Source organism: Paenibacillus sp. OAE614 (assembly GCF_040546645.1).
Lineage (GTDB): Bacteria > Bacillota > Bacilli > Paenibacillales > Paenibacillaceae > Paenibacillus_AQ > Paenibacillus_AQ favisporus.
Genome location: NZ_JBEPOD010000001.1, coordinates 2,903,477 through 2,927,201, shown reverse-complemented (window position 1 = coordinate 2,927,201; position 23,725 = coordinate 2,903,477). Strand labels below are relative to the sequence as shown.

The 23,725-nt window shown below is 52.8% G+C and carries 21 protein-coding genes; 2 read left to right on the top strand and 19 right to left on the bottom strand.

The genetic code is table 11. From position 1 onward, the window contains the following. Positions 1 to 61 precede the first annotated feature (61 nt). The 11 genes from ABIE48_RS13570 to ABIE48_RS13520 form a co-directional block, all read right to left on the bottom strand. Positions 62 to 238, bottom strand: a complete 177-nt coding sequence (locus ABIE48_RS13570; protein ID WP_192714252.1) for a hypothetical protein — start codon at positions 236 to 238, stop codon at positions 62 to 64. 164 nt (positions 239 to 402) lie between these two features. Continuing rightward, positions 403 to 1,575 carry an amidohydrolase gene (locus ABIE48_RS13565; RefSeq protein WP_192714253.1) on the bottom strand — a complete coding sequence of 391 codons (1,173 nt, stop codon included), beginning with the start codon at positions 1,573 to 1,575 and terminating at the stop codon, positions 403 to 405. A 41-nt stretch (positions 1,576 to 1,616) separates the two neighbouring features. Further along, positions 1,617 to 2,072, bottom strand: coding sequence for a MarR family winged helix-turn-helix transcriptional regulator (locus tag ABIE48_RS13560; RefSeq protein ID WP_192714254.1), 456 nt, complete (start codon positions 2,070 to 2,072; stop codon positions 1,617 to 1,619). A 139-nt stretch (positions 2,073 to 2,211) separates the two neighbouring features. After that, positions 2,212 to 2,904: an SDR family oxidoreductase gene (locus ABIE48_RS13555; protein ID WP_192714255.1), complete on the bottom strand. Its 693-nt coding sequence runs from the start codon at positions 2,902 to 2,904 to the stop codon at positions 2,212 to 2,214. 44 nt (positions 2,905 to 2,948) lie between these two features. Further along, entirely contained in the window at positions 2,949 to 3,728 is a 780-nt protein-coding gene (locus ABIE48_RS13550) for an ABC transporter ATP-binding protein (protein WP_192714256.1), read from the bottom strand. A gap of 28 nt (positions 3,729 to 3,756) precedes the next feature. Next, positions 3,757 to 4,896, bottom strand: coding sequence for an ABC transporter substrate-binding protein (locus tag ABIE48_RS13545; RefSeq protein WP_192714257.1), 1,140 nt, complete (start codon positions 4,894 to 4,896; stop codon positions 3,757 to 3,759). Between the two features lie 37 nt (positions 4,897 to 4,933). Next, positions 4,934 to 5,731 carry an ABC transporter permease gene (locus ABIE48_RS13540; RefSeq protein ID WP_145019925.1) on the bottom strand — a complete coding sequence of 266 codons (798 nt, stop codon included), beginning with the start codon at positions 5,729 to 5,731 and terminating at the stop codon, positions 4,934 to 4,936. A 36-nt stretch (positions 5,732 to 5,767) separates the two neighbouring features. Next, on the bottom strand, positions 5,768 to 6,595 hold the full coding sequence (locus ABIE48_RS13535; RefSeq protein WP_192714258.1) for a VOC family protein: 828 nt from the start codon (positions 6,593 to 6,595) through the stop codon (positions 5,768 to 5,770). 22 nt (positions 6,596 to 6,617) lie between these two features. Continuing rightward, positions 6,618 to 7,598 (bottom strand): zinc-binding dehydrogenase, encoded by a 981-nt coding sequence (locus ABIE48_RS13530; protein WP_192714259.1) that lies wholly within the window; start codon positions 7,596 to 7,598, stop codon positions 6,618 to 6,620. Continuing rightward, complete coding sequence (locus ABIE48_RS13525) at positions 7,595 to 9,157, bottom strand: class I adenylate-forming enzyme family protein (RefSeq protein ID WP_192714260.1); 1,563 nt, start codon at positions 9,155 to 9,157, stop codon at positions 7,595 to 7,597. The genes ABIE48_RS13530 and ABIE48_RS13525 overlap by 4 nt, the downstream gene beginning before the upstream one ends. Before the next feature lie 38 nt (positions 9,158 to 9,195). Continuing rightward, a complete protein-coding gene (locus ABIE48_RS13520) occupies positions 9,196 to 9,606 on the bottom strand; it encodes a PaaI family thioesterase (protein WP_192714261.1) in 411 nt (136 codons plus the stop codon). Between the two features lie 180 nt (positions 9,607 to 9,786). Between ABIE48_RS13520 and ABIE48_RS13515 the strand changes: the two genes are divergently transcribed. Then, positions 9,787 to 10,770, top strand: a complete 984-nt coding sequence (locus ABIE48_RS13515) for an MBL fold metallo-hydrolase (protein ID WP_192714262.1) — start codon at positions 9,787 to 9,789, stop codon at positions 10,768 to 10,770. Positions 10,771 to 10,888: 118 nt separating this feature from the next. Here ABIE48_RS13515 and pepF read toward each other — a convergent pair whose 3' ends face one another. The 6 genes from pepF to ABIE48_RS13485 form a co-directional block, all read right to left on the bottom strand. Further along, the gene (gene pepF, locus ABIE48_RS13510) at positions 10,889 to 12,688 is read right to left on the bottom strand and encodes an oligoendopeptidase F (protein WP_192714263.1); all 1,800 of its coding nucleotides are present in this window, start codon (positions 12,686 to 12,688) and stop codon (positions 10,889 to 10,891) included. Between the two features lie 225 nt (positions 12,689 to 12,913). Beyond that, entirely contained in the window at positions 12,914 to 13,597 is a 684-nt protein-coding gene (locus tag ABIE48_RS13505; protein WP_192714264.1) for an ABC transporter ATP-binding protein, read from the bottom strand. Continuing rightward, positions 13,594 to 14,718: an ABC transporter permease gene (locus ABIE48_RS13500; RefSeq protein ID WP_192714265.1), complete on the bottom strand. Its 1,125-nt coding sequence runs from the start codon at positions 14,716 to 14,718 to the stop codon at positions 13,594 to 13,596. The genes ABIE48_RS13505 and ABIE48_RS13500 overlap by 4 nt, the downstream gene beginning before the upstream one ends. Positions 14,719 to 14,784: 66 nt before the next feature. Further along, complete coding sequence (locus tag ABIE48_RS13495) at positions 14,785 to 16,161, bottom strand: sensor histidine kinase (protein ID WP_145019953.1); 1,377 nt, start codon at positions 16,159 to 16,161, stop codon at positions 14,785 to 14,787. Further along, positions 16,158 to 16,835, bottom strand: a complete 678-nt coding sequence (locus ABIE48_RS13490; protein WP_192714266.1) for a response regulator transcription factor — start codon at positions 16,833 to 16,835, stop codon at positions 16,158 to 16,160. Before ABIE48_RS13490 ends, ABIE48_RS13495 begins: the two co-directional genes overlap by 4 nt. 195 nt (positions 16,836 to 17,030) lie before the next feature. Then, positions 17,031 to 18,017, bottom strand: coding sequence for a phosphotransferase enzyme family protein (locus ABIE48_RS13485; protein ID WP_192714267.1), 987 nt, complete (start codon positions 18,015 to 18,017; stop codon positions 17,031 to 17,033). 287 nt (positions 18,018 to 18,304) lie between these two features. On the opposite strand from ABIE48_RS13485, the gene ABIE48_RS13480 reads away from it, so the two are divergent. Next, positions 18,305 to 20,734 carry an S-layer homology domain-containing protein gene (locus ABIE48_RS13480; RefSeq protein WP_192714268.1) on the top strand — a complete coding sequence of 810 codons (2,430 nt, stop codon included), beginning with the start codon at positions 18,305 to 18,307 and terminating at the stop codon, positions 20,732 to 20,734. A 163-nt stretch (positions 20,735 to 20,897) separates the two neighbouring features. Here ABIE48_RS13480 and ABIE48_RS13475 read toward each other — a convergent pair whose 3' ends face one another. After that, positions 20,898 to 21,620: a GNAT family N-acetyltransferase gene (locus ABIE48_RS13475; protein ID WP_354519054.1), complete on the bottom strand. Its 723-nt coding sequence runs from the start codon at positions 21,618 to 21,620 to the stop codon at positions 20,898 to 20,900. 33 nt (positions 21,621 to 21,653) lie between these two features. Continuing rightward, positions 21,654 to 23,417: a dihydroxyacetone kinase subunit DhaK gene (gene dhaK, locus ABIE48_RS13470; protein WP_192714270.1), complete on the bottom strand. Its 1,764-nt coding sequence runs from the start codon at positions 23,415 to 23,417 to the stop codon at positions 21,654 to 21,656. Between the last annotated feature and the right edge of the window lie 308 nt (positions 23,418 to 23,725).

Here is a 23,725-nt window from a genome sequence, read left to right as displayed (position 1 = left end):
TCATCGGATTGCCAGGCGACACAAGTCGATGCCTGATCCGGTCAGGATGATCTGCCAAGAGTTAACCGTAGTTACGCTGATATGAAAAATCCTTGCCGGGGATGACCAATATATGGTCCAAAATAAACTGCTGCTCTTTCTCGGAAAGGCCGGACCGTTGAATCATATGGCGAATACGTATTTCCAAGTCATGCATGGACTGCAAAAACAAATCCATATCCTGAAGCTGCTCATACATGCCTCTCACTCCCCATCTATATTCAAATTCCATGGCTGACATATCCAATACTCAGACAAGCGAAGCGATCTGATTCAGCCCTGGTTCGATCATATCTCGGAATTGTAAACGAATGATAATCGTCGATCATAATTCTCAACAAAAAAAGCCGCGAAGCTCGCGGCTTATCGGGTATTCAATTCGTTTAGGCACCGTATAGCCAAATGGCTGTAATATTCCGCAGCCGGGAGCAGCGCGTCCTCTTCCGGATTAAACTTCGGATGATGCAGCGCATAGGGCGAGTTAGACCCTACATACACAAATGCGCCTGGGATGTGCTGGAGATAGTAGGAGAAATCCTCCCCTCCCATGCTTGGTCCAAGCACTTTGGTGACATAGCCGGATTCCTCCGCCGCATCGCTGGCGAAATTGGCCCAATATGCGTCGTTGATCGTGGCTAGCGGTCCGGGATACCATTTCAGCTCGGCCGACACCCCTGCCGATGCTCCAATTCCGTCAATAATTTGCCGGATCGTGTCCGGAATGCGTTTCTGTACCTCCACATCGAGCGTTCTTACCGTTCCTTCGAGCTCCACTGTCCCAGGAAGGACGTTCCATGTGTTCCCACCGGAGATTCGGGTGACGCTGACCACGACGGCATCGAGTGCGCTGACCCGGCGGCTGGAGATCGTCTGCAGAGCCAGGATGATTTGGGAGGCGGCGACGATCGCATCGGTCCCTTTCTCAGGCGTTGCCGCATGGGCACCGATTCCGTTAATGACGATTTCGAACCGGTCAACGCCGGCAGTGATGGCGCCTTCGCATGTGCCCAGTTCCCCTACCGCAAGCTCCGGCGAATTGTGAAGGCCGAAGATCGCCGATACGCCCTCCAACCCACCGGAGTCCACAACGTCTTTAGCTCCGTGTCCAGTTTCTTCGGCCGGCTGGAAAATGATCCGTACGGTTCCTTGAAGCTCTTGCTCCTTTTCCTTCAACAGATAGGCGGCTCCCAAGGCGACGGTTGTATGAAAATCGTGGCCGCAAGCATGCATTTTCCCTGCAAACTTGGATCGGAACGGAACGTCCGTCTCTTCATCGATCGGCAGCGCGTCGATATCCGCCCGCAAGGCCATGATCGGTTCCCTGCCGGTCCCGATTTGGGCGATGACCCCCGTCTTCAGGTTGGGTAAATCCAGAATTTCAATATTGGCTTCCTTCAGCCACGCTTTGATTTTGCGCGTCGTTTCGAACTCTTCATTGGATAATTCGGGTTCCAGATGCAGATTGCGGCGGATGTCCACCAAGCGTTCCTGCAGCTTCGCAGCGGAATCGATATTCGTTAAACCGGGATTGGCCATGCGAATTCCTCCTTCTAACTCCGATGATGTAGTATACATTGTCATTCTTCAAGGTACCGGCTTAATTCTTCGGTATAACGCTCAATAAAGTGCAATATCAGCTCCTGCTCGTCCGGGGAATAACTGTCGAAGTCCCGGTCGATATCCGAGCTTCGGGACTCGTGATACCGGTAATGGCCTTCGAACGCAAGCTGTCCAAGCTCCGTCAGCCGGAAATGGACCTCTTTCTTGTTATCGTCCCGCTGGAACTTGCAGATGAGCCCTTTTGAGCCCAATTTGGCGATCGTCTTGGAGGCGGTTCCCTTGGTGATGTTCAATATGCTGGCAAGCTCCGTCAGATTGGAGTCCTGATGCCTTCCAATGGCCTCAATCATATGGATTTCCGAATAATACAGCAGCATGCCGGACACATATTCTTTTGGTTTTTTATTCAGGAGATTATAAATTTCAAACATCCGTCCCAAGGCCAGGTCCACTTGAATATGAAACTGATCCAATACAAACGCTCCTCTAAATTGTTGTGTTCGTCAGAAACATTCACCTCATCTTATCCATTCTTCCAAAATCCGTCAACCAAACACATGGACCCATCGTGAAATTATGAAATGAACCTTTTCCAATGCCAGCTAGTATCGACTAAAAAGTGTCGCCCAGCATCGGTCGGACCGTTAGCTCTTCGACGACCGCCTGAGGACTTAAAGACAAGATGGCTGCAACCAGCAAACCGATGTCGCTGCCTTCCAGCAGTCGGTCCGGGGCTGTTCGCTCATTCGGAACGCGCCGCTCGGTAAAGGTACCGCCGGGATGGATCAGCGTCACACCGACTCCGGCAGGCTTCAGCTCCTCCCGCAGACCGAGCGCGTAATTTCGGAGCGCCGCTTTGGAAATGCCGTACAGCGAAGTATCCGCCCGCAATCCGGCCGTCGACCCGATGACCAGAATGCGTGGGTATTCACCTTGGCGGATCAGCGGAAGCAAAGTTCGCACCCAATTGTAATTGGATACGACATTGGCAAGAAGGATGCGCTCCAGCTCTTCACCCTTTGGCTCTGTAACAGAACGGGTGTCATCGAAGAAAGCGGCAGCGTTTAAGACGAGAACGTCCGGTTGGAATTGATGTTCCTTCATATATATAATGAGCCAATCCGGTGTTTCCTCGCTCGTCTGGTCTGCCGTGAAAACCAGCGCATTCCCACCAAGCGAGGTTCGCGCTTCGGCCAATGATTCCCTGTTCCGCCCCACCAGCAGCAGTTCATGACCGGCGATGGACAGCTGCCGGGCAATCGCAAGTCCGATCCCCCGGCTGCCCCCCGTAATGATGACTCTCATCGAAATCCCCCCATATCATCCAGCCTTTAGTCCCTTTGAATCGGTTAAATAAAATACTCGCTGTCACGGCTCTGGAGCGGGTTGTTGATTGCCATATAAATCTTTTCCACGATAGTCAAGAGCTCCATATCGTTCCGGTTACGAGGCCGATCGAACGGAACGTCGAAGATTTGCTGGATGCGGCCGGGACGCGGACTGAGAAGGACAATCCTTGTCGCCAAATAGACGGCTTCAGCCACGTCATGCGTAATAAAAAAGATCGTCTTCTTCTCTTTCTCCCAAATACGTATCATTTCGTCCTGCAAGGTCAACCGTGTTAAATGGTCCACCGCGCTGAAAGGCTCGTCCATAAGGATGACCCGCGGATCGGCTACCAGTGTCCGGGCAAGCCCGGCGCGCTGCCTCATGCCCCCGGAGAGCTGATGTGGATACTTGTCCTCGAAACCAGCCAAGCCTACAAGCTCGATCGTCTTTTGAACTTTGGCGCGCCGCTCCTCGCGGCTGACGCCGGCAATCTCCAAGCCGAATTCGATATTGCGGCGGATGCTCCGCCAAGGGAACAACGCGGAATCCTGAAACACGACGCCGATGTCGCGGCTGGTTCCGGCTTGCGGAACCTGATCCAGCAGCACCTCTCCGCTCGTCTGGGAAAGCAGACCCGCGGTAATTTCCAGGAGCGTGCTTTTTCCGCAACCGCTTGGACCAAGCACGCACACAAATTCCCCGTCCTGCACCGTCAGGTTAATGTCGTGCAGCGCATAGGTTTGCTCTTCATCGATATTTTCGTATTCCTTGGTAATATGCCGAAGCTCGATTGTCGGCATGAAATCAGCTCCTTTCCCGCTTCCCCTTTTAATTGTTAGCCTTGTATTTGCCCAGCTTCAGCCTTTTGGCGACGCGCTCCGCAAACGTATTGTCGAATGTTCCGTCGACCGAGATTTTGTCCCGCTGCATGCCGTATTGATTCAGCAGATCCTCGGTCACTTGCAGGCGGTTTTTATCGACGATCGGGTCGTTCTCCCAGAGGACGATTTCCGATTCGATTGCAGTACGTGCCGTCTTCTCATCAAGGTTCAAATACTTGGCTGCCCAAGGCAGGAATTCATCCAGATGCGTCTTGGCGTATTCGTTGGCATAAAAATACACTTCGAGCACGCGTTCGACTACTTCTGGCTGCTCCTTGATCAGCTTCTCGCTGGCTACCAGCACGCCGGTTTGGTATTTCGGCATAAACTCCCAAGTCTTAGCCAGCACATTCCCCTTGCCGGCTTGCTCCGCCATCGTTGCGAACGGCTGGTGAATAATCGTGGCGTCGACTTCGCCCGATTCAAACGTCGCGTAAGCGGATTGATACACGCCGTTCGGCACAAGCTGAACATCCTTTTTCGGATCGATGCCGTTCTGCGAGAGCACCTCCATCAAGGTGAGCGGCATACCTCCAATCGGCTGCGCAGAACCAATTTTCTTGCCTTTCAAGTCGGCGAACGACTTGATTTCGGGCTTGGCGATAATCCAGTAAGCCCCGCGGCTTCTCCACATATTGCTGACGACTTTAATTTTCACCCCGTTCACAATGGCAGGGATATAGGTTCCGGGATCCCCGTCGGCGATGTCGACCTCTCCGGCTCCGAAAGCCGCAACCGGGTTAATCGTATCGACAAAGTTTAAATGAATGCCGGCATCCTCATACCAGCCTTTGTCAATGGCAAACTGATTGGCAATTCCGGTCATCCCTTTGGAAAAACCGGCCGTAAGGGTGACTTCCTTGTTATCCCGCCCTTTCCATGGCGGAACCCCTGAAGCGATATCCACAGTTGTATTGTCCAGTGTACTTGAAGCTGCCTCCGTGCCGCTTCCAGCTTCGTCAGAACCAGTGGAGCTGGAGGAAGCGGGAGCATCCTTGGAAGACGAGCCGCAAGCGGCGAGCGTGAAAACCAGGGACAACGAGATAACTCCGCTAATTGTTTTGCTTAACCATTGATTTGAGTACATGTGACTCTTCCCCCCCTATTTAATGTAAAAATCTTAATCAGGCGACGCGGCTCGGCATCCACCGGCGGCATACCAATCTCTCGATCAGGTTGATCAGCCCGACGAACAGAACGGATAACACCGTCACCACAATGATGACTAAATATAATCTTGGCGTATTCAGCACAGCCTGCGACTCATTCAGCAGGAAACCAAGCCCATTCTTCGCTGCTGCCATCTCGGCAAATACGACGCCGGTGATCGCCGTCGCCGCCGTCACACGCAGCCCGTTGAAAATGGAAGGAAGCGCCGAAGGCAGCAAAACCTTGATTACCGTTTGCGCCCGGCTCGCCTTAAACACTTTGGCCAGCTTCAAATGCTCCGTTCGGGTCTGCTTGGAACCCGTAACGGTGTTATACAAAATGTTAAAAAAACAGAAAAGAATGACCAGGACGACCTTGCTCTTAAAGCCGATGCCGAACCATACAATGAGCAGCGGCATGATAGCCGTCTTTGGAATGGCCATGATCGCCGCCATCAGCGGGTCGATCAGCTTTTCCAATAACGGGAATGAGACGAACAGCACTCCAAGCCCGATGCCCGCCACCGCCGAAATGAGATACCCTACCGCAACCTCTTGCAGGGAAACGGACAAATGCGGCCAAAGTGTGTTTTCTTTGAGCATATATACGAACTCCTGTACTATCTGGGACGGGGAAGCCAAGAATACCCGGCTCACCCACTCCTTGGACACCGCCAGCTGCATGCCCGCTAGCAGTGCGGCAATAAATGCGATTTGAACGAATCGGATCCATAGGTTTTTCGCTTTAGTGTCTTTTTTGGTACGTAACGCCATGCGATGCCTCTCCTTTCCTTCAGGCGTCCCCTACGACTACTTCAAATGATAGAAAGAACCGTGAATGTTGACGTACTGCTCAGGTGAGCCTTCCTGACCGCTGCTCAGTCCGACTAGAAACGGACGTTCTCCCCTTGATTGCAAGTACTCCCTTGCGGGTCCCTCTTGATCGGGCTCCAGAAAAACCAGTTGGAACGAACCCAGATCAATGACTTGTTTCTTGCCCTTCCAATAGTCATCATAGACGGCTTCCTCGGCCTCTAAGTGGAGCCATTTCGTCCATCGGGTGACCGTCTTTCCCAAGTCGTGAACCGTAAACGCCACATAATCCAGAGTTATGGGACCCCGGGCATGATCCGTAATGGTGCCGTTAGCCGTCAGATCGGCCCTTCTGTCTTCATCGGAATCGTTCCATTGGATGAAAAATGGCAGCGGCAGTCCTTCGTCAGGCAATCCTGCGAACAACAGCTTCCATTCCAGCAGTTTCCCGTCCGGCCTTCTGCGGGAACAATCTACAGGACCGATCACCTGATTGCCCTCGGCGGCCAGCTGCTCCGCCAACTCATCAATTTGCTCCGTCCGCAGCGCGATCCGGCTGAGCCCTTCGACATAATCGTCACCTGCCAGCGTATCCACGAGCCCGTAACGTTGGGTATCCTGGTGGGGAGGCAGCAGCTTCGGGTCAAAAATGCCGATCCATTCGATATAGCGAAGATCAAAATACGTTAGCGCGTTGTACGTTCCTACCGATTCGTGCCTCCCGCCGTTCACCGTATGAATCCCCAGCCCTGCAAGTTCTTCCGGCGCTTGCTCAGGTTTATTCACAAAATGTACGGCATGATCAAACGTTAATTGGACTCCCATGGTTCGCTCCTCCTTGGCTTGTTTAAGGATGAATGATGATCTTGCCGAAAAATTCCCGTTCTTCGATCAAACGGTGCGCTTCCCTGATCTCTTCCAGCGGCAGTACGCGGTCGATGACCGGCTTCAGTTTTTTACGGCTTACCAAATCCAGCAGCGTATGCAGATCTCCCTCTCCCCAGCCGTTGGAGCCGATGATCGAAATCTCACGGACCCATACGTACCGGAGGTCCGTAACGGCCTCGAATCCCGTCGTCGCTCCGCAGGTCAGAATCCGTCCTCCTTTGCGCGTCGCTTTGATGCTCTGCGGCCAGGTGGCTTTGCCGGTATAGTCCACGACAATATCCGCGCCTTGCTTGTCCGTCAAAGCCCATACTTCCTTGGAAAAATCGGTTTTGCTGTAATTGATCACATGATCCGCTCCAAGCTCCTTCAACTTCTCCGCCTTGCTGTCCGATCCGGCTGCCGCAATAATGCGTGCCCCTGCCAGCTTAGCGATCAGCACCGCGGCATTCCCTACGCCGCCGCTAGCCCCCAAGATGACAATCGTTTCGTTGGCCTGAAGCCTGCCCTGCGTAATCAGCATCCGCCAGGCCGTTCCATAAGCGATCGGCAGTGCAGCCGCCTCGTCAAAGGAGATGCCTTCCGGTAGTGGAATCAAATTGATTGCCGGAACCTTTACGTATTCCGCCAGTCCACCCGTCGTATCCTCACCGAGTGCCCCTTTGCCCGGGATATGCGGATCGATCAGGACCCGGTCACTGGGATTAACGTTCGTGACCCCGGATCCGATCTCTTCGACGACGCCGGCGACGTCTCCACCCGAAATATGGGGCAGCTCCAGTTTTCTTCCAGGAATCCCTCTCCTAACGAAAATATCCAAATGGTTCAGGGATACCGCCTTAACTCTGACTAGAACTTCTCCATGACCGGCTTCCGGTTTCGGGTAATCCCCCACCACCACATTGTTTCGATCTCCATGTTCAAGAATCAGCGCTGCTTTCATATCGATTTGCCCACTCCTTTTTGTAATTGTTCGGCCAACATTTGTTTGAGCCGCGTCCGATCCACTTTCCCCGGGCCGGTCAGCGGAAAAGCGTCCAATTCGTAAATCTCGCGAGGATGCGCATAGGCCGGTCCCCGCTCGATGAAGAAGCGCTTGATTTCCTCACGATCGGTGGGATGATTCAATACGACAAATGCTGCGGGCACCTCACCCTTGAGTTCGTGAGGGACCGGAAGAACACAGGCATCCTCGACATGCGGATGCTGTAGCAGGATGTTTTCGACTTCCTTCGGATAGACGTTCTCGCCGCCTACGTTGATCATGTCGTCCTTGCGTCCAACAATGTAGACATAACCTTCATCGTCCTGCCACGCCATATCTCCTGTTTTGAGCCAGCCGTCTGAGGTGATCCGTTTGCGCGTCACGTCCGGCAGATTCCAATAGCCGTCCGCTACGCCGGGGTTACTCACCCATAGTTCGCCAATCGTTCCTTCCGGGACATCTGCTTCTGTCGCATTCACGATCCGAATCGAGCATCCCGGCAGCGGAAAGCCGGCCGATCCCGGCTTGTGCAGGCCTTTACGCGATTCCAGCACAACCGGTCCTCCTTCGGTAAGGCCGTAACCTTCATACACCTCGATGCCCATCCACTGCTTGATGTCCTCCAGGAGTTCAACCGGCGTATCGGACGACCCGCATATCGCATACTTCAGTGAGCTGAGATCATAAGAAGCGGATGACTCTTTCAGGTGAGTCACAAGCATGCGGTACAGGGCTGGAACGCCGGAAATATAAGTGGCCCGATGCGTCCCGATCGCATGAAAAATAGCCGCTGGCTCAGGCGCCGGAAGGATAACGGCAGATGACCCGGAATAAAACACCGCCTTCATGGACAGCATGGCATTTTTATGATAAAGAGGCAGGGATATCACGATCCGGTCCTCCTGCTGCAAGTCGCGGATTTCGGCAATCGCCGTTACATTCCACAGCTGACCGCTGTGAGTGAGGCGGCATCCTTTGGGATTTCCCGTAGATCCGGAAGTGTACGGAAGCAGGCACAGATCGCCTCCGCGGGTCGGATACAGGTCCAACTGGGTATCCTGTGACGATAGTATTTCATCATACACCAATGAATTCAGCCCGAGATCGTCCGGATGTGATTCCGTCGTGCAGATGACGCTTGCCGCGACATCTGCCTCCTGATGAATGATCTTTGCCTTGTCCCCCATAGATGAGTGGTAGACCAGCAAGCGGCTGCCGCTATCCCTGTAAATATAAGCAAGTGTATCTGCGCCCAGCTTCGAATTCATCGGCACCGGAACCGCTCCTATGGTCATCAGTCCGAAGCAGATTTCCAAAAACCTGAAGTCATTGATGAATAGCACGGCCACCCGGTCACCGGGCTCAACACCAAGTCCGGCAAACAAATTGCCCGCCTGGTTTGTACGGCTCCGAAGCTCACCGTAGCTTATCGTTCTCCCTTGGGCAATGATCGCAGGACTTAGAGGAGCACGGGCTGCCGAGGTACGAATGATTTCTGCAAAATTGTAAGAGTTCATCGCTGCTCCACCTTTGTATTCTGAATATTGTTGGCTTCTTACTCCTGTTTTGAGCTAAACAATCCTCTTCCGATAGCAATCGCTTTACCGGTTGTATCGGCAGCCACGATGTCGGCGATGCTGACGGTCCTCCCCAACTTGACTACGGAAGCGGTAAACAGCAGATCCCCCGCCCTCCCGGGACGCAAGTAGTCGATTTTGAGATCGACCGTCGGAACCGGCTGATTCAGCTGGCTGAACACGGCAAAATATCCGGCGATGTCGATGACAGTGGCAAGAATCCCCCCGTGGATATATCCGTCGGCAGAGGTATAAAAGAGCTCGTTATAGGGCAGCCGGATCGTAACGGACTGCTCGTTCACTTCTTCGAGCCGGATGCCCAAAAATTGATGAAACTTCGTACCGGTCAGAACCGGCTCAATTTCTTCTCGAGTTAAAACGGCGGCCATTTGAGGTTCACCTCCTTTTTGTTTGCCTGTGAAACATTTTTAATCATACTAAACCGGTAGGAATTAAAAGTCTAATTGAACTTTTCTATATAAAATCAAATAAAATCTATATGTCATTGACGCAGGGCTCGACATTGATCTATAGTTCTCACTAAACTTCGACAAAGAGGAGATCAATTCATGGAGACGCCGCTGAAGCAAATCTATCAGATTCGCATCCCGCTTCCCTTTCGACTCAATCACGTGAACAGCTATCTCGTTCAGGACGGGTCCTTTTGGAGCGTCATCGATCCCGGGCTGAACACCTTAGTTACCGAGAAATCATGGGTGCAGACGCTGCATCAGCTTAATGTAAAGCCCTCTGATATCCGCAACATTTACATCACGCATTTCCATCCTGACCATTATGGGTTTGCCGGGAAGATGCAGCGCTGGACGGGAGCCGAAGTGTATGCAAGTGGTGAGACTTATGCCTTGGCGGAGCGCTATTATAGCCAAGAGCAGGCGGAGCGAAATCTCCATTTTTATTTGAAAAGCGGCATGCCGGAGACGCTTGCTCAGGATGTAGCTGAGCTGGACTCGCGGCTGCTCCATCAAATTTCCCCAATTACGGGAACAAGGGTAAACCTGCTGGAAGGCGACTCGATCGTGCTCGCCGGGGAGCCGTTTGAAATCGTACTTGGCGGCGGTCATGCCGAGGGCAGCGTGGGATTTTGGAATGCGGAGAGGCAGGCGCTGATTGGCGGGGATTTGCTGCTGCAGAAAATCACGCCCAACATCACATATCAGTTCGAAGAGGATGAGGGGAATCCGCTTGAGTCATATTTCGAGACATTGAACGCGCTGCAAAGACGGATGGTTCGCACCGTTCTGCCCGGACACGGAGCGGTGTTTCAGCCGCAGACGGACTATTTTGAATCTGTGATCGCCCACCATAAGGAGCGGCTCGATCATGTCCTGGGCATTGTACATGAGGCTGGAAGCGCTGGGCTTACGATATATGACATTAGCATGAGGCTGTTCTCCAAAGTTTTTGATAACGACAGCGCACGGTTTGCGCTTGGGGAAACCGCAGCACACGTACGTTACCTGGAACGACAAAAACTCTTGCGGGTGCAAGAGTCCGGAGGAAAGTATTCCGTTTTTGAAAATGTACAATATTAGCTTCACATGGCCGTTATTCCACACATCCAGCAAAAATAGTACGATCGTCAAACAATCATCGATCTAAAAAAAGAAAGGTCCGGTAAATCCGGACCTTTCGTCTCTTTCATGAAAAAAATCAATACAAACTTTCAAGCTCATCGATCAGGGAACCGACATAAGCGGCCGCACTGCGGATCGGATCGGGCTGAGACATATCCACGCCGGCCAGCTTCATCAGTTCCAGTGGGCTCATAGAGCCACCGGCTTTTAACACTTCAAGCCAGCGGTCTACTGCAGGCTGTCCTTCCTCCCGGATCAGCTTGGCGACGGCAGTGGATGCAGAGAGGCCGGCTGCATAGGTGTAAGGATACAAGCTCATATAATAATGCGGCTGGCGCATCCAGGTTAACTTGGCTTCTTCGTCGATGACCACGTCCGCTCCCCAGAACGATGACAGGATATCGCCTTTCAGTTCGCACAAGGTTACCGCAGTGATCGGCACATTCTTCATGGCCAGATCGTAAACTCTACGCTGGAGCTCGCCTTCCAGTAAATGCGTCACAAAGTTATGGAAGTACGTACCGAGCAGCTGCGAAATCACCCAGCGGCGCATTCTAGGTTCATTGGACCGCGTAAGCAAATGATCCGCCAGCAAGAGCTCGTTCATCGTCGAAGGTGCCTCGATAAAATACAGGGACGGGCGGGCATTCGTCAGCCGCTGGTATTTCCCTGCGAGCATCAAATGGCCGGCATGCCCTACTTCGTGAGCGAGCGTAAACGCCCCGCGCATGCTGTCGGACCAGCTGATCAGAATGTACGAGTGAACTCCCGGAATCGACGAACAGAAAGCCCCCGTGCGTTTGCCGGCATTGTCCGCGTAATCCACCCAGCGGTTGCGGAAGGCATCCGATACGATTTCCCCGTACTCCGGTCCGAGGATAGCCAGAGCTTCCTTGATCAGATTACCGGCTTCCTGAAAGGATATTTCCGGGTTGTAATCGGGATCGAGCGGCGCTTTCAGGTCAGCAAACGTCATCTCATCCAATTGGAGCACCTTTTTCTTCAGGGCGGCATATCTGCGCATATGCGGGGCCAGCTCCTCCTGCAAAATATCCAGGACGTTATTGTACATCTCCTTGGTGACCTGCTGTGGCTGCAAAAGCATATCAGTCACGGACTCGTAACCGCGCAGACGGGATTCAATGACCTGTCGCTTGACTTCGGTGCCGTATGCCTCGGCAAACGTATTCCGGTATTTGTGCAGCGTGTCGCTGAACGCTTTAAACGAGTTGCGGCGCAGTTTCGTATCAGGCGATTCGCAGTACTTATTCTCGTACAGGGCAAACGAGACCGGTACTTCTTCCCCTTGGCCGTTCACCGCCTGCTTGAAGGTCATATCGGCCAGCTTGCTCCGTTCATAAATCCGGTAAGGGGCATCCAATACTTCGCCCAGCGAGGCCAGCACCTTCTCCGTTTCCGCCGTCAAGCCGTGGGGTTTCGTTTGCAGGAGCAGGCGAAGGCTGCGCTCGAATTCCTGCAGTTCGGGCCGATCTGCTATGTACTGATCAATCGTACCGTCCGGAAGCGCAATGATTTCGGATTTGATAAAAGACAACGCCGAGCTGACCTGCGAAGCAAGGTCGCGCGCTTTCGAAGCGTTCGTCTGATTCTCCGGATTGATGCTGTCGCCGGACTGATGCAGGTAGGCGTACGCTCCTGCCCGGCTCATTCTGCCGGAAAGCTCTTCCTGGGCCTGCAGGCAGGCCAGCAAAGTGTCAGCGCCCTGACTTAGTTCGCCTTCATATTTCGTAACCGTGCCGATATCCCGCTGAATATCATTTAATTCTTGTTCCCATGCTTCTTTGGACGGAAAGATATCATCCAGGTTCCAGGTGGTTTCCACCGGCACTTCAGCCCGTGTTAAAATTTTCGACATATGCAAAGCCCCTCTCCCAAGTACTTGAATTGACCATTGTATAAATACCAATATGCTCCATTGTATCATAGATGGATACTGTAACGGTAAGCGTTTTACATAGAACAAATAACGGCAATCCCTCACAAACCGTGTTGGGGATTGCCGTTAGTTCACTTTAGACCTTCGCCGCTATGCAGGGAGATCCCAGATGCATACCGTATATTTTACCTTGTTTAACGAATGTCACACCGGATGCTCCGTCAGCTTTCCTTTATCCAGATAAAATACCCGGTCGCAATATGGGATCACCCTGTCGTCATGCGTAACCATCACCGCGCATTTCAGCTGCTCCTTAACCTGATTCGCAATCATGGCGACAACTTCCATCCCGCGCGAAGCGTCCAGGCTTGCTGTCGGCTCATCGGCGAACAATACGGCGGGGTCATTCATCAGCGCCCTGGCGATCGCCACCCGCTGCCGTTCACCCCCGGAAAGCTTATGCGGATAAGCATTTTTCCGATGCGTCAGCCCCATCTTCTGAAGCAGTTCGTCCGCCCTCGCCGCGCAAACCTCCTTGCTGCTCCCCGCCAGCTTAGCCACGAGCATCAGCTGCTCCTCCACCTTGAGATACGGTATCAGATTGGCATTCTGAAAAATAAAACCCATCTTCCGCAGGCGCAGCTCTGAAAGGGCTTGTTTGTCCTGGCCGATAATGGACTTGCCATCTATCAAAACATCTCCGCCGGTCGGCTCCAGCAGCGCCCCAGCGATCGACAAAAATGTGCTCTTACCGGAGCCCGACGGTCCCATGACGGCAACCAGTTCCCCTTCCGCCACCTTCAGGTTGAGACGGTCCAGGATCGTCCGTTGAAATCCACCGTCTGCAAAAGTGCGTGTGATGTCGTGCATTTCCAAGCGATTGTTCATACTGCTGCCCTCCCTATTGCATCCAATGCTTCGATGCGGGCTACCTTCCACACCGAAAACAGCGAGCCGGCCAAGGACATCGCGATAAACGCAGCGCAGGTAAGCGCCAGCATGTCTGCCCCTAACTGAAACGGCATCGTCCCGGGAAGCGCCATCTCCAACACTTTCACCAAAAAAATGCTGACTGCTAAGCTGAAAACGGATAAGAGCAGTACTTGAAGCGTCACGCTTCCGACCAGATACGCGGTGCGCGTGCCAATCGCTTTAAGGATACCGAATTGGCTCGTTTTTTGAATCGTGATGACGTAAAAGAAGACAGCCAGCACGAACGCCGAGATAACAAACAGGAAAGCAATCATCATCAAAAGCGAACCCTGTTCCTCTTTGTATCCGGGAATCGCCGACACAGCATCCGCCTTCTTAATAATCTCTGTGTTCGGAACCGCACTTTGAAGCTTAGAGACCTGAACCTCCGTTGCTTTAACCGCAACCGCGTTATATGCGGCCTGCCCTTCGGCACTGCCGGACCCTGATTGCGCAGACGATGGCGAATGAAGCCCCATCCACTCCTCCTTGCTCAAGAACACGGCCGGAGCATGACTGAATGACTCGTTTTTGACAAAACCGGTTACGGTCCACCTGGTTCCCGAAGCTTGATCGACCAGGATGGATCCTAATCTGACGCCGTGCTCCGCCAGCTTCTCATCCACGACGACACCACCTGTTTCCTGTTTCTCCGCAGCCCCCATCGTTAGATCCGGTGCCAGCCATCCTTTGGGATTAACGGCTAACAGCGCAACGTCGATTTTTTGAATGTCACCGGAAAGAACGACGCTCGTCATTTGCACCCCCAGCGGCTCCGCATTCGATTCGCCCACGACGGACCGGGTCTGTTCGAGCTTCTCCCCACTGATCTGTGATCGGGTAAAGCGATGATCGGATCCTTGCTCCAGCACGAAATGGGTGATGGGCATATTTTGGATCGAGGCTGCATTATCATAGGCCAGGCCCTTGGCCAGACCCGTGACGAACAGTACGAGAAACGAGATTAGCAGCATAATGGCTGAAATCAACGAATAACGGGCCTTGGCGAATCTGATTTCCCGTAAAGCTAAGTACATCCTGCTTCCCTCCTTTGGAATGAGTCCAGTATAGGAAGCGAATGTGAACGGCGCATGAATGGCAAATTACAACGCAGGCAGCGTAACGGTAAAGCTGGTTCCTTCGGGTGAACTGGCAACCTCGATGTGGCCTTCGTGAAGCTGCACGATCCTTTTGACAATGGCCAGACCAAGCCCTGTGCTTCCAGAGCCCCGTTCATGCGCCCGGTCTGCGCGATAGAAACGGTCGAATAAGAAGGGCAAATGCTCTGCGGCTATGCCGTCGCCCGTATCCCGGATCTCCACCTTGATTTCGGCATGCGTTTGTTCGGCATGAACGGTAATGGTCCTCCCGGCAGGAATATGCTGGGCAGCGTTTCCGATCAGGTTCATCCACACCTGTATGAGGAGCACTTCGTCCCCGGTTAACGTAATTGATTCGGGTATAGATATTTTCAGCAGAAGCTCTTTCTCCTCGATGCGCCACTGGAGCATCTGAACCGCCTGACGAACCTGATCCCGCAGGGAAAATGTTTTCCGGTTAACGGCAACCTGTCCCTGTTCCAGGGATGAAAGCAGGAGCAGCTGCTTGCTGAGCATCGAAAGATGGCGGCTTTCCTGTTCGATAATAGATGCATAGTGCGCAGATTCCTCTGAAGATAGACGGGACCCGCCAAGCAGTTTGGCAAAACCCTGAATCGACGTTAGCGGCGACTGGATTTCGTGCGAGACGTTGGACACAAACTGCTGTCTGGCCGCGTCCGTGCGCTCCAGCTCCCGGCTCATGACCATAAAATGCTCGGCGAGCCTGCCGATTTCGTCCCGTCGTTTGGTCGGCAGCACGATATTGTAATTCCCCTGCGCGATACGCTTCGTTGCCTCTGACAACCGGGTCACCGGCTTAACGAGATAGCGTGTGCTGATTAAAAACAAGACGACGCTGATAGCGACCGTCAAGATCCCGACCAAAGCGAAAAAAATCCGCAGCTCCCCAAATTGCAAAATGACGTCAGGATGCATAAACAAAGCGAATTGACGGCCGCCTGCCGCGACGGGTACCCCGACCGTATTGCTTAACCGGTTATCGAAGAACCCGGAGATAAAAGGCTTGTTCGGGAATTGGGCTACCCCGTGATAGATGTCTCCCTGCAGAACCTTTGATATGGTGCTTTCGCCCAAATCCATTTTGCGAAAACTGCGGCCGTAATAGCGGTCATCCTTGTCCCCGTCCGTCCAATAAATCTGATATCCAAGCGCTGCCGCATTCTGCAGGTAGGCATCGACATCCGAAGGCTCATTCTCCAAGAACCGCTTCATTTGGCTGGCGATTCCGACGAGCTTCTCGTCGTTGAACGGTTTGAGCTTGACATGGTAATACATATTGGAAGCCAAAAAGCCAAGCGTGCTGCTGACAACAATCACAATGAGGGTGATAAGAAACACACGCGAGTACAGCGATTTCATCGTTTGGGCACCTCTAATTTGTACCCGATGCCCCTTACCGTTTGAATGGAGAAATCGTCTGCATAGTCCGCAAACCGCTGACGAAGCCGCTTGATATGGACATCGACCGTTCGGTCATCCCCCTCGTAATCGGCTCCCCATACCAGCCGGATCAGCTCATCCCGCGAAAACAGCCTTCCCGGATATTGGGCAAGCTGCGAGAGCAGCTCAAACTCTTTCATCGGCAGCAAAAAGACGCTCTGGCCATCGGTAACCTCCACATTGTTCCGGTCGATCACAATTCGATTCAAATAAAGCGTATCGCTTGAGGTGCGCTGATAGCGGCGGAACAGCGCCTTGATGCGAAATACCAGTTCTTCCGGTTCAAACGGCTTGGTCAGGTAATCATCTGTTCCCCGGGAGTAAGCCTCTTCCTTGTCGGTTAGCTGGTCTTTTGCCGTCAGCATGATGATGGGAATATCGTAATTTTCCCGAATATATTCGCACAGCTCATACCCGTCCATATATGGCATCATGATATCCACGACAGCGAGGTCAATGTCATGCCTGTCCATCATTTTGGCTGCTTCCATACCGTTCTCGGCTTCATAGACTTGATAGCCCTCTCTCGTCATGACAAACCTCAGCAATTCACGGATGTGGCTGTCATCGTCCACAATCAGCAGTTGTCTCATCGAAACTCCCCCACTTTATACAACATTCGTAACGATCAATATACCAGAAGGAGATGAACGGCATATGAACAAAACAATACAACACCGTTTTCCTCCGATTATTCCCCATTGTTCCCAGCCATATCTGCATTTAAAAAACAAGCTAAAACAACAAAAAGAGAAGCCCGATCGGGCTTCCGGCTTCTGCTTAATGACTTATACTTTGGAAAAAATCCACTCACCCTGCAGAAACGGCTTGCAGTATTCTGCGCACAAGCGCGGCATCCTCTCCCGCATCCAATCATGGACCGTTTCATTCGGCATTTGAAAAGCATAATAACCGATAATCGCCACGAGCGCAAACCCGTCCAGCAGGACCCTATCCCCTGGGCTTATACTGCGCCCGATCGCTTCGTAATACCCATCCAACAGCACGTCCCTGTGTTCGGGCGGCACCATCATGGCCCCCATCGACACGTCAAGCAGCTCGTAGCCTTGTCCGAAAAAACCAAAATCGATAAAGCTCATGATCCCTTCGGGTGAAATAATTACATTGCCTAATCCCAGATCTCCATGAACGAGTCTTAACCTGCCGGAAGGAGTCTCAGCTGACGCAGCTAAAAGCTTGTTAATTTCCCGCAAGGTTTCATCAATGATGTCGACATCGGATGTTGTAAACAGGCCGAGGCTGAGTCCTTTCCGGACTGTTTCCGCCAACCAACGATTGTAATCCATCCCTTGGCTGGGCCGATTCTCCAACGTTTGATGACGGTAACCGCGGAAAAAAGTGTGCAGCTCGCCGATTTGGCTGCCGAGCCTGTGTACCAGTTCGGGTTGGCTGACATCCGTTTTATTGAGGTCCCTCCCCTCTAACCATGAGAGCAGGGAGCAATTCAGCTGACGTCCATTATGCTCTATCACGGTGATCAAGCTCCCTTCCGTATCACGGATCGGGGTTTGGACGCTAAGGCTGCTGTTATGGGACAGCTCCTCCAGCATATGAAGTTCACCCAGCAGTCCTTCATAGGTGTGCTGCTTACCGGTCATTTCCTCTTGGAGGGGCTGATGGATTCGCAATACAAATTTGCGGCCGTCGCCCGCGATTACCTTGTATGTTTCATTTTCGTTATGCCGGAGAAAATCGAAGGATGCCCCCTTGATGCCAAACCTTTGTGCCAACCGCTCCAGATCTTCGTTTGTCATGGATTGTACCTCGTTGAATGGGGATGAATGCTCTCTAATACCAAAAGATTACCATATGTCCATCTGAATTAATATATTGTTATCCGTAGTTGCTGCGAGTGTGCGCGCCCTATTTTTTACGAACTATACTCTCCGGCTTCGCGAATTCCGATATATTCTATAGCTAAATAGAATGAACTATCGAAATGAAGTTTACAGGCGGCTAACAGAAGGCTCGATGCTCATCTTTAGTTCAATCTATATAGAAACAGCACGACTTATTTCATGACGCAACTAGGAGGAATTTTATGAACAACCGCTCGAAGTACGCGGCAATCATGACCCTGATCTGGGCATTTCAAATGGTAACCTCTTCGGTTCTCCCCGAATCCGCATCCGCTGCGGACGACCCTCAACCTGCTGCCATCGTCAGCGAAGGAGGTGTCGCTGATGATTCATCCCCAAATACCAACCAGATGACGAATGCCAGCTCACAGCCGCAGATTGCCACCAGTGACGGAACAACGAACTTTAGAGCAGGGAATAATACAATAGCCACTCCCGTCACCGTGGATTCGAATATTTCCATCATCGATCCTGACAGTTCCACTTTGTCCTATGCTACCGTCCAAATTACATCCGGGCTGCAATCCGGCGAGGACCTGCTTGGGTTTGTGAATAACAGTGCGACCCAATATGGCAATATCCTCGGAAGCTACGATTCAATTAACGGAACATTGACTCTGACCTCTTCCGGAGCATCAGCTACGATTACCCAGTGGCAGCAAGCCCTGCGAGCAGCGACATATTCGAATACGGCCATCACCCCCAATACGGCGAATCGCATCATCACGTTTACGGTGAATGATGGTACCGTTTCAAGCAATCCCGCAGACAAAACGGTGACGGTGACAGCGGTCAACCAGACGCCGATTTTGACAACCACGAGCGGCACCTCTTCCTTCAAAGGGATCCCCGTTGCCATCGATTCCGGCCTCACCCTTTCAGACTTGGATAACAAGACGATGTCAGCGGCCACGGTCACGGTTTCGGGAAACTTTTTTTCAAATCAGGATATCCTTGCCTTTATAAACGACGGCTCGACTATGGGTAACATTACAGGGAGCTATAATACAGAGACAGGGACATTAACTCTGACGTCATCCGGAGCATCGGCTACGATTGCCCAGTGGCAGCAAGCGCTGCGAGCGGTGACTTACTCCAATACATCCACAGATCCGTATACAAGCATAAGAACCATTTCGTTCACGGTGAGCGACGGAATCGCAATCAGCAATTCCGCCACCAAGACGGTAAAGGTGTTCAACCAGCCACCCGTTGTGACAACTAGTACGGGTTCGTCTTCGTATACCGCCGGGACCATACCCGTCGATCCCCTACTATCTGTCACCGATCCCGATGATCAGACTTTGGCTTCCGGCCGCGTGTCTATTGTCAGCCCGTATTATGCCGGTAAGGAAGAGCTCAAGTTCACCAACGATGGAGCGACGATGGGCAACATCAGCGGCAGCTTCGATCCCGTTTCTGGTATGTTGACCCTGACATCAGAAAATGGTACAGCCACTGTTTCTGAGTGGGAGTCGGCCTTAAGAAGCGTAGCATACGTTAACTCCGAAAATGAAACGGAGCCATCAGACCGAACCATCCGCTTTGTGGTAAACGACGGCAACGACGAAAGCAATCAAGCAGATAAAGGCTTAACGGTTCAGGGCTTGACACGCTTAAGCGTCAGTTCAAGCAGCTTACATGTGGAGGTTGGTCAGAGTTCATCGGTCTTGTTGAAAGCTCTGTATTCGAATCAGACTGAAATCGACGTTACGAAGTCAGCAGTATGGAGCGCCGCTGATCCAGCGGTTGCCGAGGTTGCAAGCGGCGCGGTAACCGGTAAGAGTGCGGGCACGACTGTGATCACGGCCGTCTACGGGGGCAAGAGCGAATCACTGAACCTAACGGTCACAGCCAAGCCGGTCGTTTCTAACCCTTCCCAACCGGCAGATACACCATCTGCACCAAGTCCGGCCCCTGTACCGACACCTACACCGACTACACCTCCTACGCCAATATCGGTAATGCCGGAATCTTCATTCCGGAAGTTTATCCGGGCAGAGGATATTGCTGCTTCGTTCCGCCACGCCTTGGCGATGAACCATCCGGAGAGATTTGCCGATACATACACGCATTGGGCGGCAAAAGACATCGCGGTGGCTTCCCGGCTTGGATGGGTCAACGGATATGGTGACGGAAGCTTCAAGCCGGACCTTCCGATTAGCCGGGCAGAAATCAGTGAACTGCTTGTCAGAGCTTTCGCGCTTCGGCAAGGGAATGAGGTGGTTACCTTCAAAGATATGCATAATCATTGGGCGGCTGAGTCCATCGGCATTCTGGCTTCCAATGGAATTGTCAAGGGCAATGCAGGCGGGCTTTTCCAAGCCGAGCGCAGCCTGACCCGGGCCGAAATGGCTCAAATGATGGTGAATCTGACGGATTTATCTGGACTGGCAGCCGGTGAAGCGCGCCATTTTACGGATATTGCCGATTCATTTTGGGCTAAGGATATCATTGGGCAAGCCGCAGCAGCCGGACTTCTCGAAGGCAGAGATGAGTCCCGTTTTGCCCCAAATGAACCCGTGACCCGGGCTGAAGCCGTCACGATGATTCTTCGGCTGTTAGGAACCGATCCAGACCTCCGTTCGCTGCTGGAGCAAAGCTCCAAGTAACGAATACACACGGCTTTGGGCTTGATAGCCCGCTAGCCGGAAATTCCCTTGAGAGTAAAAGAGCGTGTTTGGAACAAGTCCAAACACGCTCTCTTCAGTTACTCAATATACTGGAAATTCCACAATTGTGTCCGCGAATCAACTAACGCCCTAATTACTTTTATTAATAAATCGAAAAATTCACGCCATAGAAAGAAAGCCCCATTTTCCCCGCTACGCGCTGGGAAGATAGATTATCCGATGAGGTGCTGTATAGCGGAATACAGCCGAGCTCCCGGACCGCTTCAGCCCATCCCGCCGTCGCTGCAGCCGCGTATCCCCTGCCTCGGAATGCTTCTAACGTTTCCAGCCCGGCTTCATGCGCCTTCGTACCGATGCGGACGCTGCGGCACACGGAGACGGCTCTGCCCTCCTGTACCAACGCAACGCAGGGCTGCGCAAAGTTGATCTCGTCAGCGAGCCATTCGAATCCTTCCCGCGCAAGCTGCCTTACATTTTCCGGCGTGATTCGCTGTACATCCACGGATGGCTCTCTCGTTTCATTTTCAATATAATAGCAAGGCCCCATCGTCATCCTTTCACCTTGCAGCAGGTTCCAATAGTCCTTCTCATGCTTCGGCCGGGCCTGAAAGTCAACGACCGCAGCTTCTTCGGCACACCAACTCTCCAGCTGCTTCACCAGTTGGTCAGGAACGTCGTGACGGAAACGCCAAACGTTCCCTCCCTCCGTGGTTCTTCCCAGGAACAATCGGGGAGCCGGGCCTGAACCAGGCCAAGGTTCATTGACCAGATGCAGGCGTCCGCTGCGGTCATGGGTAAACATAGCCTCCGCATGATATTCCATTAGATCCCGGGCGGAGGGTTTGTTACTAATGCCATCATTCAAAATTTCATGCCCCCTCTGAGCGTTCATAGAATCTCACTGATCCGATGGTTTCAGGGAATGCGCGAGTTCGGTAAATATCACGCCCAATGCGTAGGCTCCTGCATCCGGGTAACCGATGCTCCGGTCGCCAACCGTTCCGGCTCGCCCCATCCGGGCCGCAATGTGCTCGGTTTGCTTGGCCCCCTCAACAGCCGCCTCTGCCGCGGACAGGCCAGCGCCGATCAGATCGGTGCCCTGCTTGGCCGCCTTCGCCCAGGCTTCGGCATAGGGGACAAGCGCATCGATCAGCGTTTTGTCACCCACAACGGCACCCCGTCCAAAGGAACGCTCACCTGTATCTTGGATTCCCTTCACGGCAGCACTCATCATGCCGGCGATGTCCGTAACGGACAGCTCGCTCCGGTTCCCCGCAAATTTGCCTGCCGCCCGGAAGGCCGAACCCCAGATCGGACCGGAGGCACCGCCGCAATGCTCCATAATGATTAGAGAACAGGCATCAAGAAATCCTCCGATATCTTGCGCCTGGGAGGTGAGTTCCTCCCACTCGGATTTGAGCTGCTTAAACCCTTTGGCCACGCTCATCCCAAAGTCACCGTCACCGGCATGAGCATCTAGCTCGCAGAACGGAATTTCGTTTTCGATAATGACGCCGCTCATGCGATCAACCAGATAAACCAGGTTTTCCAGTGTAAGCTTATTGTTGTGTATGACTCCATGCGCTTCATCGGTAGCGGCGCCGAAGGATGCCGAGTGTCGGACGGTCCCTTCATCAGGTACGTACTGTACCGGCTCGAATGTTCCGCGGACGGTCAGAGCCGGCGTCTCGCAATCCTCGCTGAGCAGCTGCTTCAGCTGGGGATTCAGCTTCATGATCGACAGCGACGCGCCGGCCATATCAATGCTTGTCATGTAGTTGCCGACGAAAACTTTATACACAGTGACGTTCCGTGCGGCAAGCTCACGTATGACCGCATGGTTCAGCAGGTATAGCTCCTGCAGCGGCGTGCCGCCGAATCCGTTTACTAGGACGGCCACCTCCGCGGGATCACTGTCGCTGATACGCAAGCTTTCCAGCAGCCCCGCAACCATTCGGGAAGCCAGTTCGTCAGCCGTGATCAGCTTCTCCCGCCGGATGCCGGGCTCGCCATGGATACCGACCCCGTATTCCATTTCCTGATCACCGATCTCAAACGTCGGACTGCCTTTGGCCGGCACTGTACAGGACGTGAGCGCAAACCCGATGCTTTTCACGTTATCGACCGCATTCTGGGCGGCCTGCTTGACTTCTTCCAGCGGTAAGCCTGCTTCCGCTGCGGCTCCTGCGATTTTATGTACGAGCACCGTTCCTGCAACGCCTCTTTTGCCGACGGTATACAAGCTGTCTTCAACGGCGATATCGTCATCCACCTTCACGTAGTCGACCTGGATGCCGTCTTCGGCAGCGAGATGGGCAGCATTTTTAAAGTTCATGATGTCGCCGCTATAGTTTTTAATGATCAGCAGCGTCCCCCTCTTGCTCGCAGAAGAGCGGATCGCCTGGTACACCTGAATCTGGGACGGAGAAGCAAACACGTCGCCGCAGACGGCCACATCCAGCATGCCTTTGCCGATGAAACCCGCATGTGCCGGTTCGTGGCCGCTGCCGCCGCCGCTGATCAGCGTCACCTTATCCTGCTGGATCACTTTTTTCTTGATGATGTTGTATTTACGGATAAACTCAAGCTCAGGGTGGGCTAATACGAGACCGCTGCACATTTCCGCAACGAGCGTCTCCGGTCTGTTCATGATTTTCTTCATGAGATCGCATCCTTTCTTAAAACATTCCAACACTCTATAACCATTATACCGTTGCTGACACCGATTTTAATGGATACGTCGTACGATTTCATCGGCCACCCCCGAATATCCTGCTTCTTCAACATGAATTGCTGCAACCGAATACCTGTAATAAATGCAAAAAAAGCCCGGCGCATGCCGGACTTTTCAAAACATATTAAAGCTTATTCGTTTTCACGCCTTCAGGCGCTATCTGGATCGCCCGGTTCATCAAGATCGGTAAAGCCGATCCGTGATTCTCGTAGGGAATCCTCTTAACGGGTCTTTAG